General features: G+C 44.7%; 6 protein-coding genes. All 6 read right to left on the bottom strand.

What is annotated here, in order from left to right; all coding sequences use genetic code 11:
* Positions 1-230: 230 nt before the first annotated feature.
* Positions 231-2,360 (bottom strand): protein kinase, encoded by a 2,130-nt coding sequence (locus tag HY960_06580; GenBank protein MBI5215403.1) that lies wholly within the window; start codon positions 2,358-2,360, stop codon positions 231-233.
* 4 nt (positions 2,361-2,364) lie between these two features.
* Entirely contained in the window at positions 2,365-4,494 is a 2,130-nt protein-coding gene (locus tag HY960_06575; GenBank protein ID MBI5215402.1) for a protein kinase, read from the bottom strand.
* Positions 4,495-4,500: 6 nt separating this feature from the next.
* Positions 4,501-6,630, bottom strand: a complete 2,130-nt coding sequence (locus HY960_06570) for a protein kinase (protein MBI5215401.1) — start codon at positions 6,628-6,630, stop codon at positions 4,501-4,503.
* Between the two features lie 6 nt (positions 6,631-6,636).
* Complete coding sequence (locus tag HY960_06565) at positions 6,637-8,766, bottom strand: protein kinase (protein ID MBI5215400.1); 2,130 nt, start codon at positions 8,764-8,766, stop codon at positions 6,637-6,639.
* 112 nt (positions 8,767-8,878) lie between these two features.
* Positions 8,879-11,602, bottom strand: coding sequence for a protein kinase (locus tag HY960_06560; GenBank protein MBI5215399.1), 2,724 nt, complete (start codon positions 11,600-11,602; stop codon positions 8,879-8,881).
* A gap of 3 nt (positions 11,603-11,605) precedes the next feature.
* The gene (locus HY960_06555; GenBank protein ID MBI5215398.1) at positions 11,606-13,849 is read right to left on the bottom strand and encodes a protein kinase; all 2,244 of its coding nucleotides are present in this window, start codon (positions 13,847-13,849) and stop codon (positions 11,606-11,608) included.

Here is a 13,849-nt window from a genome sequence, read left to right as displayed (position 1 = left end):
CTACTCGCTCTGAAGCAATGAAGCGAGAAAAATGGCTTAAGTCCGGCGTAGGTAGAGAGTGGATGAAATCCAACATCGAAGGGTGGAGTCCGCCGCAGGCGGAGTAGCTCGTTGGGCTCATAACCCAAAGGCTGCAGGTTCTTCGCCTCGGCGAACTGCCCCCGCTACTTCAGGCACTTACAAAAAATTTTGTAAGTGCCTTTTTTGTTCATGCTTTCGCAGTCATTTCATCATTTCCCCTTCATCAACTCAACATACTCCGGTTCGTTCCGGATGCTGTCCAGATCGGTATCTCGCGCTGCCCATTCAAAGTTTTGGTATCCAGCAATTACAGCGTTGCGTAAAGAATCTATTGCAAGTTTCTTCTCTCCCATTTGCGCGTAAAAGCACGCGGCGTTGTATAGCATCAACGGGTCGCCCGGATTCAACTCTAATGCTTTGGCGGCTTCCGCTTTTGCTTCTTCCTTTTTGTCGAGTTGAATCAAATCAATCGCATAAAACATATGACACCGGGCATCGTCAGGATGTTTTGAAAGATACTTTGGATAGAGCATAAGATTACTTTGTAGTTGTTCCGATGATTTTTCTTTTTCTCCGAGTTGCATGTATGCCAGATACAAATCCGAACCGGCAGAATAAAACTCAGGATTCAACGCAAGAACTTTCTTAAACATTTCTATCGCTTCTTTGTACCGGTCTGTGGTATGATAGATCCTTCCGAGAATCCAATGCCCGGTGTAGTTATTCGGGTCAAGTTCAATTGCTTTTCTGCTCGCAGTGATGGCTTCATCAAGCGATTTCTGATTGAGATAAGCAAGTCCCAGCGCCGCATATGCTTCCGAAAGACTTGCATCGTACATCAATGCTTTCAAACTTGATTCAATCGCTTTTTGCAACCAAAAATCTTTCTTCTCGAAATCCTGAAACAACGTGGCGTATGCTTCTCCGAGTCCGGCGTACGCGCTTGCATATCGAGGGTCGAGTTCAATTGCTTGCTGGAAAAGATGAATCGAAAACTGCAAACTGTTCTTCGTGCGACGGTAGAGAAAATTTCGTGCGCGTAAGTTACAGTCAAACGCTTCGGCATCCATTGTTGAACGTTTCGTCAACGCCACTTGTTCGACCGGAGTCAACTTCACCATGAGCGCATCAACAATTTGCTTCGATGTCTGTTCCTGAAAATCAAACACGTCAGCAAGCGAGCCTTTGAACGCTTCAGCCCAGAGTTGCGCATCGCTTTCCACATCAATTAACTGAGCAGTGATGCGAATGTTGTTCTGAAATTTTCGTACGCTTCCTTCAAGCATGTATCGCGTTCCAAGTTCTCTTCCGATTGTCTTGATATCTTTCTTTGTTCCTTTATACTGCATGGATGTCGTTCGCGAGACAACTCTGATATCTTTCAACCGCGACAAATTCAAAATCAACTCTTCTGTCAAACCATCACTGAAGTATTCATTCTCCGGGTCATTGCTCATGTTTGTAAACGGAAGCACTGCAATGGCTTTCGTCTTTGAGGCTGAAACAACATTATCCAGTTCGGTTCGTACGGTTTCCAACGATTCAATAACCTCCTGCATATTCTGATACCGTTTTCCCGGTTCCTTCTCCATCATTTTCCTGACAACAGCGTCAACCGCCAACGGAATTCTGCGGTCAAGCAAACTCGGCGAAGGAGGATCTTCATTGATAATCAAATAGGAAAGACCGGCGGAATGTTCCGCCTTGAACGGTAATTCCGTTGTCAGCATTTCATAAAAAACAATTCCAAGCGACCAGATGTCAGAACGGTTGTCTGCCGGTAAACCCTGCATTTGTTCCGGCGACATATAGGAAAGTGTTCCGAGCGACGCTCCTGTTCTCGTCAGACCGGTTCCACCTTTCAGTTTCGCAATTCCGAAGTCCATAATTTTCGGATGGCTTTCCTTCGTCAACATGAGGTTTTCCGGTTTGATGTCGCGATGGATAACACCTTTTTCGTGTGCGGCGCGCAATCCTTGAGCGATTTCCATCGTCCATGCGATTGCCTGACGAACAGGAATTCCTTCTCCGCTCTTCAAACTCAGAATGTGAGACTTTAACGTTCTTCCTTCAATGTATTCCATCACAAAAAACATTCCGATGGTCTGTTCATCAATTTCATATACATTGAGAATGTTCGGATGATTCAGCGAAGCCGTTGCCTTTGCTTCCTGAAGGAACCGTGCTTTACTTTCTTCCAAACTCGAAAGATGTTGTGGAAGAAATTTTATCGCAACGATACGGTCGAGTTTCAAATCCTGGGCTTTATAGACAACGCCCATTCCGCCTTCGCCGAGTTTTTCTAAAATTTTATAATGTGATATTGTTTGGTCTGTCATACTTTTACTTTCCTTTCATGAGTTCTATGTATTCCGGTTCTTTCCGAATCGCATCCAAATCAGGGTCTCGTTTTGTCCATTCAATGTCTTCCAAACCCGCGGCGAATGAATGTTTCAACGCATCAACAGCAAGCCGGTTCTCACCCATTCTCGCGTAACAACACGCGGCGTTGTATAACATCAGCGGGTCGTCCGGACTGAGCGCTAATGCCTTGGCGGCTTCTTGTTTCGCTTCTGCATTTCTTCCCACCTGTGCAAGGTCTGTTGCATAATAGATTCGCGACCTCGCGTCATCCGGGTATTGCGATAAATACTTGGGGAATAATTCAAGAAGTCTGTGAAGAATTTTTTGATAGTTCTCTTTGTCACCGAGTCGTTCGTACACCATTCTCAAATCTCCGTAGGCAGAATGAAAATGCGGGTTGAGAGCGATTGCCTTTTCAAACAGTGTTACAGCATCACGGTCACGGTCAATGGTGTGATAAATTCTGCCGAGAATCCAATAACCGGCAAAATTATTCGGGTCAAGTTCAATTGCTTTTTGTGTTGCTTCAAGTGCATCATCGAGTGATTTTTTTGAAAAATATGCAAGCCCCAACGCGGCATACGCATCGGAGAGTGTCGAATCATACACTAACGCTTTGAGACTCGATTCAATCGCTTTATCCAACCAAATTTCATTCGTATCAAAATCATGATGAAGCGTTGCATACGCTTCTCCAAGTCCGGCATACGCAGATGCATAGCGCGGGTCAAGTTCAATTGCCTTTTGAAAGAGTTGAATCGCGAACTGAATACTGTTCTTTGTTCTGCGATAGAGAAAATCCCTCGCACGAAGATGACAATCAAACGCTTCCGCATCCAACGTTGAACGCTTTGAAAGGACCGCCTGTTCCTTCGGAGTTAGTTTCACCATAAGCGCATCAACAATCTGTTTCGATACTTTTTCCTGAATATCAAAAACATCCGCAAGCGTCCCTTTGTATGTTTCTGCCCATAGTTGCGCATCGGTTTCAACATCAATTAACTGCGCGGTAATACGAAGGTTGTCCTGAAATTTTCTCACGTTCCCTTCAATGATGTATCGTGCATCGAGTTCTCTCCCGATGGTTTTAATATCTTTCTTCGTTCCTTTGTATTGCATCGAAGAGGTTCTTGAAACAACACGAATATCTTTTAGTCTCGACAAATTGGCAATGAGTTCCCCCATGAGACCGTCACAAAAATATTCACTCTCTTTTTCCGGGCTGATATTATCAAACGGAAGAACGGCAATTGCTTTTGTTTTTGCCGCAGTCGTTGCCGCCGCAATTTCTTTCTGAACTGATTCTATCAAAGCAACAACTTCAGCCATTGTTTGAACACGTTTCGCCGGGTCTTTCTCCATCATTTTGTTGACGATAGAATCAACACGATGGGGAATTTTTAAATCGAGCGTACTGGGCGGTACAGGGTTTTCGTTGACGATGAGATACGAAAGCCCGACTTCATGTTCGGCTTTGAATGGCAATTCAGCGGTGAGCATTTCATATAACAGAACTCCGAGCGACCAAATATCTGTTCGGTGGTCAACAGAAACTCCTTGTGTTTGTTCCGGCGACATGTAGGAAATCGTACCGACAGATGTTCCTGTTCTTGTAATTGATTGCGCGCTCTTCAGTTTCGCAAGCCCGAAGTCCATAATTTTGAGAACACCGCTCGCATTCAGCATAATGTTCTGCGGTTTAATATCTCTGTGGATGATATTCTTATTGTGTGCTGCTTGCAATCCGTTCGCAAGTTGAATTGTCCATGCCAACGCCTGCTGAACCGGAACACCGGGACCGACCTTGAGATTCGTTAAATACGATTTCAACGTTTGCCCTTCGAGAAGTTCAAGAACAAGGCACATGGTTCCGTCCGATTCAATCACTTCATACACGCTGAGAATATTGGGATGATTCAGAGCGGCAGTCGCTTTTGCTTCCTGCATAAACCGTGTTTTGTTTTCCTGAGATTCGGAAAGATGCTGGGGAAGAAATTTTAAAGCAACTAAGCGGTCGAGTGTTGTATCTTGTGCTTTATACACAACTCCCATTCCGCCTTCACCAAGTTTTTCAAGTATTTTATAGTGAGAAATTGTTTGACCAATCATTGAGATTTATTTTCCTTTCATTAATTCGATATACCCCGGCTCTGTTCTGATGTTATCAAAATCAGGATCTCTCTTTATCCATTCGAAATTTTCATAGCCGTTTGCAACTGCGCCTTTCAAGAGTTCAACTGCTCTCTGAAATTCTTTCAACCTGGAATAAAGACACGCTCCATAGTACATCATGATTGGATCACTGAGACTAAGTTCCAATGCTTTCTCGCCTTCTCTTCGTGCATCATCGTTCCTCCCGACATACGTTAAATTAACGGCAAATGCCATCCGTCTGTAGGCATCATCAGGATGTTCAGTAAGATATTGAGGGTAAATTGCTATCACTCTGTGCATGAGATCTAAAAACTTCTGAGTTTCCCCAAGACGCTCATAGACATTCGAGAGGTCATCATACGCTTGGAGAAATTCCGGGTTGAGTGTGATTGATTTTTCCAAAGCGTCAGCCGCCTCGCGTTCCCGGTCCGTGGAACGGTAAATCCTTGCAAGAATCCAATACGCATTATAGTTTTTTGGGTCGAGGAGAATTGACTTCTGGCAGGCTTCAAGAGATTCCTCAAATGTTGTTTTCCCAAAGTATGCAAGTGCGAGCGACGCATATGCTTCAGATAAGGATGCGTCGTACATGATTGCTTTCAGACTTACTTCAAGCGCACGGTCGAGCCAGACTTCTTTTCGCTCGAAGTCCCGATAGAGTATTCCGTATGATTCACCTAAACCTGCGTACGCTGAAGCATAACGAGGATCAAGTTCGATTGCTTTCTGGAAAAATTGGATTGCCATGTTCACACTTGTCTTCGTCCGGCGGCTTAAAAAGTCTCTTGCCCGGAGATTACAGTCAAATGCTTCGGCGTTCAGCGTAGTACGTTTCGTGAGGACTGTTTTTTCCGTCGGCGTCAACTTCACCATCAACGCGTCAACAATCTGCTTCGATACCTGTTCCTGAATATCAAAGACATCCGCGAGCGTGCCTTTGTAGGAACCAGCCCAGAGTTGCCGACCGTTCTCCACATCAATGAGTTGAACAGCAATTCTCAGATTATCCTGAAATTTTCGGACACTCCCTTCGAGAATATACCGCGCTCTTAACTCTCTCCCGATTGCCTTGATATCTTTGTTTGTTCCTTTGAATTGCATAGAACTTGAGCGCGAAATTACTTCGATGTCTTTTAATTGTGAAAGATTTACGATGAGTTCTTCCGTCAATCCATCTCCAAAGTATTCATTATCTTTGTCGCCGCCAATGTTCGCGAAGGGAAGAACAGCGATAGCTTTCTTTTCAACCGCTGTAGGTCCGGATTTTATTTCTTCCTCAACCACTTTCAGCGCCCGAAGAACTTCATCGGCGCTCTGATAGCGATGGACAAGCTCTTTCGATAGCATTTTCTTTACAACATCATTGATTGATGAGGAAATTGTTCTATCGAAATCGCTTGGCGCGGGCGGATCCTGATTCACGATGAGATAGAGTAAGCCTGCTTCATGCTCAGCTTTGAATGGAAGATCTGCCGTGAGCATTTCGAAAAAGACGATACCCAGTGACCATATATCCGACCGGTGGTCGGCAGGAATGCCCTGTGTTTGCTCGGGCGACATATACGAAAGAGTGCCGAGAGAAACTCCTGTTTTCGTCATTCCGGAACTGTTCTTCAGTTTGGCGATACCGAAATCCATAATCTTCAATTTTCCATCTTTATCGAACATGATATTCTCGGGCTTGATATCCCGATGGACAATGTTCTTTCCGTGTGCCGCCTTCAGTCCTTCTGCAATCTGAAACATCCATTCTATCGCCTGACGAACAGGTACACCTGTTCCCGACTTTAAGTTCGTGATATGATGCTTCAACGTCGTTCCCTCAATGTATTCCATCACAAAGAACAGCTTTCCATTTTCTTCATTGATTTCATACACGCCAAGAATGTTCGGGTGGTTGAGAGCGGCAGCGGCTTTTGCCTCTTGCTTAAACCGTGCTTTCGTCTCCTCAGAAGTCGAAAGATGAGACGGCAGAAACTTCATCGCGACAATACGATCTAATTTAGTATCGTGGGCTTTGTACACAACCCCCATTCCACCCTCACCTAATTTTTCAAGTATTTTGTAGTGAGAAATTGTTTGACCAATCATGAATATTTATTTTCCTTTCATTAATTCGATATACCCCGGCTCGGTTCTGATGTTATCAAAATCCGTGTCCGTTTTAATCCATTCATAATCTTCCAAGCCCGCGATGATTGATTTATGAAGCGTTTCTATTGCGAGCGATTTTTTACCTAACCGGGAATACACACACGCCGCGTTGTAGAACATCAACGGGTCATCGGGACTTAACTCGGTTGCTTTTTTGGTCTGCGACAATGCTTCTTCTTCTCTTCCGATTGCCGCCAATTGAATTGCATAATGAATATGCGAGCGTGCATCATCGGGATGCTTCGAAAGATATGCCGGAATAAGTTCTAACATTACATTAAGAACAGATTCGATATTTTCTTTTTGACCAAGTCGTTCGTACGCCATTCGTAATTCACCGTACGCTGTATGAAAATCAGGATTGAGTTCGATGGTTTTCTTTAATAGTTCAACCGCTTCTTCATCGCGGTTCATCACATGGCAAATCCTCGCAAGCACCCAATAACCGGTAAAAATATTCGGTCCCAGTTCAATGGATTTTCTCGCCGCCGCCTCTGCTTCCTGGATTGATTTCTTACTGAAATAAGCCAGAGCAAGTGCCGCATATGCTTCTGCTACGGTGGAATCATACATCAACGCTTTCAGACTCGATTCAATTGCCTTATCAACCCAAATTTCTTTTGTGTCGTAATCATAATGCAACGTTGCATACGATTCTCCCAGACCGGCATACGCCGCGGCGTAACGCGTATCCAATTCAATTGCCTTTTGAAACAAATGAATCGCAAACTGTAAACTGCTTTTTGTTCTTCGATAAAGAAATTCACGTGCCCGGAGGTAACAATCGAATGCTTCGGCATTTACCGTCGAACGTTTTGTGAGAATAATTTTTTCGTTCGGTGTCAGTTTGATTTTCAATGCCTCAACAATTTGCTTCGATACCTGTTCTTGAATATCGAACACATCTTCCATTCTCCCCTTGAACGATTCAGCCCACAATTGTCGGCCGCTCTCAACGTCAACAAACTGAACCGTAATCCTGAGATTATCCTGAAATTTCCTGACGCTTCCTTCCAGCAAATACTTTATTCCTAATTCTTTGCCGATGGTCTTGATATCTTTCGCTGTGTTCTTGTACTGCATTGAATTTGTTCGGGAGATAACGTCGAACTCTTTCAGTTGCGATAAACTTACAATCAGTTCCTCTGTTAATCCGTCTCCGAAATATTCGTTCTCTTTATCCCCGCCAATCGTTGAGAACGGCAACACTGCAACCGCGAGTTTATTATCGGTCTTCGGAGTTGATTGAAGATTGTTCTGAAGCGATTGCAATGCTTCTAACAATTCATCAACATTCTGAAATCTCTTCTCTCGTTCTTTTTCCAGCATTCTTTTCACGACAGAATCTATCGAAGCGGGAAGCCTTCTATCTAATTCGCTCGGTAGCGGCGGGTCTTGGTTGACAATCAAATACATCAACCCTGCTTCATGTTCCGATTTGAACGGCAAATCTCCTGTCAGAAGTTCAAAGAAAAGTATTCCAAGCGACCAAAGGTCGGAACGTTGGTCTGCGTTCGCCCCTTGTACTTGTTCCGGCGACATGTATGCTAACGTTCCTACCGAAGCTCCCACCCGGGTAAGCGAACTGTTGCTTCGAAGTTTGGCTAAACCGAAATCCATAATCTTTAACTGACCGGATTTGGTGAGCATAATATTTTCAGCTTTAATATCTCTGTGAATGATATTTTTCTCGTGTGCAACGTTCAACCCGTTAGCAATTTTCTCTGTCCATTCAATCGCCTGTTTGATAGGAATTCCCGACCCGGTTGTAAGTGTTGCCAGATAATCTTTCAGATTCTGACCATCAATAAATTCCAACACGATGAAAGCATTCTCGTTATGTTCATCTATTTCATAGATGGAGAGAATATTCGGATGATTCAAGGCGGCAGTTGCTTTTGCTTCCTGTAAAAACCTCGCCCTGTTTTCTGAAGTAGCAGATAAGTGAGAAGGGAGAAATTTTATTGCAACAAACCTGTCGAGTTTTGTGTCCTGGGCTTTATACACGACGCCCATTCCACCCTCACCGAGTTTCTCCAAAATTTTATAGTGTGATATTGTTTGTCCAATCATATCATTTCCTTAAGTAGCGTCCGGTTCACAACCGGACATGAATTTTTAGTCGCGGTAAGTCCGATTAAGAATCGGACTCTACAGTTGTGATTGTGTGATATTGTTTCTCCAATCATTTCTTCTTCAACTCCTCATTCCAATTAACAACAAGCGTAATCGGCGGCGATGTTTGATCGAGTTCCGTCACCATAAATAGAAATTTCTGCCCGTCTCCGCTTACATCCTGTATGCCTCCGGCAAATCCCCTAAAGATTCCCCTTGATTCAAAATCAAAGAACGTTCGGACGGAATCAACAACAATGGCTGATTGCACAACTCTGACAGCCGCTCCCATTGCTTTTCCAGATGCCTGAAAGAAAATAGTTTTTCCGTCACGCGACCACCTTGGATTGTTCCCGCCATTGATAGAAACTCCCCATTTGCCTGCTGTTCCATCCAAAGCACGGACGTACACTTCGTTCTTCCCCGACTCATCTGATTGGTATGCGATCCATTTGGCGTCAGGAGAAATACTTCCATTTGCCTCGTTAAATTCCGTTTGTAGAAACGGTACCGGCGTTCGGTTACCGGTCATTGGGAGGAGCCACATATCATTTTTTGTTTTAGGATTACCAAATGAAGTATATGTCAGATATTTTCCATTCAGCGACCAATCTGTAACATATTTACCATCATCGGACTTTATCAGTAATTGTTCCGTTCCTGTTCCATTCGCACTTTTGATATAGAGATCGAATTTTCCGCTTCTGTCTGAACTGAAGACTACAGAATCATCGTGAGGCGACCAGTAGGAGGCAATATCCGTTGCCATATCAAATGTGAATCGTGAGCTTCGTCCGCCGTTTATTTCATACAGCCAGACATCATTTTGACGGCTCTGCTTTTCTTGGAAAACGTAGGCAATCTTCTTTCCGTCGTGAGAGAGTCTTCCTCCCCTGGGCCATTTGGTGTCGAGAAGATTGAGCCGATTCCCTGCCCGGTCGAAGAACGCAAACTTTGTTTGTTGTTCTTCACCGGTCTGAAAAATGAGAACGCCGTTGGTTGATACCGAGAACATGGCTCTGCTTCTCCCGTTGTTATATTGCAGTTGTTCAGCAATCGGAACAGCATCGCCGTAGAATCGAAATGTTGCCGTGTCAAACGGTTGTGCCATCAGCATTGCCTGACGATGGAACAACAAATACCCAGATGCATACTCAACATTGGAATTACCGAGCATTAAGACCGAATCGACTGACGAATCAAGCGAAGCAATCCGGACAACATCGTTCTCTGATGCCGTTGCAGCTGTTTGCGTCGTATAGATGAAATGCTTGCCATCGGGAAGGAAATGGGGCCACCGGTGATTTTGAATTTTATTCGCTGTGTCTAATTTCGTAGCCGCTACCGGAACACCTCCGGCGGCTGACACTTTATACAGCGCATCGAGGGAGTTCGGGGCAAGGAGGATCATGCCTGCATTATTCCACGTTCCTCCACGTCCCGCTGGTGCATCGCAGATTGTTACAACAGGTCCTCCTGCGGCATCTATTTTCTTGAGTTTCCCGTCTGCAAAAAATGCCAGTGACTTTCCATCGGGAGACCAGAACGGATGGTATGCCCCGTTCGTTCCCGCAAGAGGAACGGCAGTTAACGATTCTATCGCACGAACCCAGAGTTGATTTGTGCCTGTCGTATCAAATCCTACAAATGCTACTTTTTTCCCATTCGGAGAAACAGCAAGATGCCCGCCATTCTGTACGTTGAAGTTCACTCTTGAAGGGGGAAGAATATATGCGCGGGTTACAGGTATCTCTGGCGGAGGCGCGGGTTTCTGAAAAAGAATATAACCCACAGCTCCCGACGCAATCAGAAAAAAGAGAGCAGAAATAATCCATGGAAGTTTGTCGGCAGTTTTCTCTTGTACCAACTGTACGGTTTCTGTTTGATTGTACTGAGATTGACCCGATGTTGACTGATACGCAGGACGAACCGCAGTAACTCGGCTGTGTCTCTGTCGGGTAGATTCCCGCTTTACGCGCCGCAAATCTCGGGCTACTTCGGCAACGGATTGACAGCGTTCTCTCTGGTCTTTCTCCAAACAATCAAGCACGATAACATCAAAGTTCGAATCAATGTCCGGTTTGATGGCAGACATCGGCGCGGCATCGACGTTGACGATCTCATACATCAACGCCGTCTCATGCACACCTCTGAAGGGAAGTTGTCCGGTGAACATTTCATACATGAGCACGCCGAATGAAAAAATATCAGACCGATGGTCTGTGTCTTGCCCTTGTACTTGCTCAGGCGACATATAGCCCGCCGTACCGACCGTGCTTCCTTCTTTTGTCAATCGTGTAATCTGGCTTCCACTCGCCCTCAACTTCGCCAGACCGAAATCCATTATTTGAGCGATACCGTCTTTCCGAATCATAATATTATCCGGCTTGATATCGCGGTGGACGATTCCTTTTTCGTGCGCTGCTGCAAGTCCATCGGCAATCTGGATTCCAATATCTACCGCCTGTTTGAAGCTTATCATTCCTTTTTTCTCCCGAAGCGTTTGCCCATCCACAAACTCCATCACGATAAACATTTGCTTGCCCCCTTGAGAACTTTCGTGTTCTTCGATAGAATGAATGGTACAAACATTCGGATGATTCAAAGCAGAAGCAGCTTTTGCTTCCTGGACGAAACGGGATTTATCCTGTTCGGATGCCGCAAGATGAGGAGGCAAAAATTTAAGCGCAACCATACGGTCGAGGTTTGTGTCCTGAGCTTTATAGACAATGCCCATTCCACCTTCACCGAGTTTCTCCAGAATTTTATAATGAGAAATTATTGAGCCAATCATATCTTACACCGTAAGTTGTTCATGTAACACTCTCACCTGTTCCATCAATTTTTTAAACCGTTCATCGCCACGTAAGTTATCCAACAAGGGATCGTATTTTGAAAGGAAGGGGTAATTGAGCATCCCATTCCGAATGGAATGCTCCAGAAAAAAAAGCGCTTTTTCTATCTCGCCGATGAGAGTGAAGCAATGGGAAACATGGAGAGCAAAATGCATATCATATTTCGCCTCAAGAGCAAGGTCTGACGTATCATACTGGAGCGCAAGATGTTTCTCTCCCCGAAGAGCGTGTTTCAGAAAAAGCCCGTGCTGTGTATAAACCCACGCGGGAAAATTCCAGGCAAGTTCATCGATTAAAACAATCGCCTCATCATACTTTCCGCACCAAACCAAGACTATCGCCTGGCTCCATATGGCGAGAGGAGATTGGGTATCCATCGCAAACGCACGATTTGCCCAAACCAAAGCCTCTGAAAAATCACCTCGATAGGCAAAGACAACCCCTTTTATGAAAATATTGATGGGTGTCAGTGGATCGACAACTATAAGAGCATCGGCGGCTTTCATGGCATCGACGTTTTTACCAACGTATGAGTAACATGCGGCAAGCCAGAGGAGTGTTTCGGTATTGGTCGGCTCGATAACGAGTGCCATTTTCATTGACCGAATTGCCTCGACAATGTCACCTTCATTCATCTGAATCAACCCCAGCAGGTTATAGCCATGCGAGGAGGATGGATTGAGTGAAAATACTTTCTGTGCGTACTCCCGTGCACGATGAAGAAAGTTTACGTCCACTTTACTGATCCAACGGAAATAGGATATATTCACATAACCAAGTGCAGCATAGAGAATTTCGTTCTCGCCTACAATAGCAAGTCCCTGATTCAACAACTGAATCGAACGTTCAAGAGAATCAGCCATTCCACGCTGGAGTTCCCGACGGGCTTTTAGATAAAGATCATACGCCTGAGCATTGTTTATCGGACGCTCTTCCATCCTGCGCTCCTCGTCAGAGCTAAGCGTGACCTTCAGCGCGCCGACAATAGCACGGGAAACATTTTCCTGAATCTCAAAAACATCCTCTAACGTTCCGTTATATTTTTCCGCCCAGAGGTTCGCATCTGATTTCCCATCGATTAACTGTGCGGTGATGCGAAGAGTCTGTCCCGACTTTCGAACGCTTCCTTCAAGAACATACCGGACGTTAAGTTCCTGTGCAATCGTCTTGATATCTTTTGTTGAACCCTTCAACCTCATCGCGGACGTCCGCGAAATTACACGGAGCGATTGAATCTTGGAAAGGTCGGATATAATTTCTTCTGTAAGTCCATCACTGAAATATTCGTTCTCTTTGTCCGGACTCATATTCTCAAACGGAAGAACAACAATTGATTTTTGTTCAGCTGAATTCTTTGGATTCCCCTGACGAGAATTACGTAAATCACTGAGGAGTTCTCTCATGCTTTGATAGCGGCACTGAGGTTCCTTTTGTAATAATTTCCCGATGATCTGTTGGAGATTTGTTGGAACATTGGGCCGTACGTTAGTAATTAATTGAGGTTCTTCATTGAGAACTGAATACATAATCGCCGCTTCATGTTCGCCTCTGAACGGCATTTTTCCTGTGAGCAATTCAAAAAAAACGACTCCCAGCGAGAACATATCAGCCCGGACATCCACGTCATTCCCCTGCATTTGTTCCGGCGCCATGTACGCGAGTGTGCCGACGGTACTTCCCGATTTTGTCAACGTGCTGGTCCCGCGAAGTTTTGCCAAACCAAAGTCGGTAATTTTGATTTTCCCTTCGTCCGTCAGCATTAAGTTATCGCTCTTGATATCGCGATGGATAATTTGCTGACGGTGAGCGTGTCCTAATCCTTCTGCGATCTGGATAATGTAGTCGGTTGCTTCCTCGATGGAAATCTCCCTTCCTTCGTTTTTCAATTTCTTGATTCTTGACTTCAACGTACCTCCGGGAATAAACTCAAGTGCGAGAAATTTCTTCCCCTCAACTTCATCAACATCGTAGATCGTTGCAATGTTGGAATGGTTAAGCGCGGAGATAGCTTCTGCTTCTTGTTGAAAACGTGCAAGTTCCTCGCCTGATGAAGAAACACTTTCCGGCAAAAACTTTAACGCAACAATACGTTTAAGTTTTGTATCTTCGGCTTTAAAGACGACGCCCATTCCGCCCTCACCGAGTTTTTCCAGAATTTTATAGTGAGATATTGCTAGTCCTATCAT

The organism is Ignavibacteriota bacterium (assembly GCA_016212665.1).
GTDB lineage: Bacteria > Bacteroidota > Ignavibacteria > UBA10030 > SZUA-254 > FW602-bin19.
The sequence above is the reverse complement of the archived record's forward strand: the minus strand, read 5'-3'. Positions and strand labels throughout refer to the sequence as shown.

Bases quoted from the DNA above. Each gene is read 5' to 3' on its own strand.
- HY960_06580 (MBI5215403.1), bottom strand. From the start codon at position 2,360: ATGACAGACCAAACAATATCACATTATAAAATTTTAGAAAAACTCGGC.
- HY960_06575 (MBI5215402.1), bottom strand. From the start codon at position 4,494: ATGATTGGTCAAACAATTTCTCACTATAAAATACTTGAAAAACTTGGT.
- HY960_06570 (MBI5215401.1), bottom strand. From the start codon at position 6,630: ATGATTGGTCAAACAATTTCTCACTACAAAATACTTGAAAAATTAGGT.
- HY960_06565 (MBI5215400.1), bottom strand. From the start codon at position 8,766: ATGATTGGACAAACAATATCACACTATAAAATTTTGGAGAAACTCGGT.
- HY960_06560 (MBI5215399.1), bottom strand. From the start codon at position 11,602: ATGATTGGCTCAATAATTTCTCATTATAAAATTCTGGAGAAACTCGGT.
- HY960_06555 (MBI5215398.1), bottom strand. From the start codon at position 13,849: ATGATAGGACTAGCAATATCTCACTATAAAATTCTGGAAAAACTCGGT.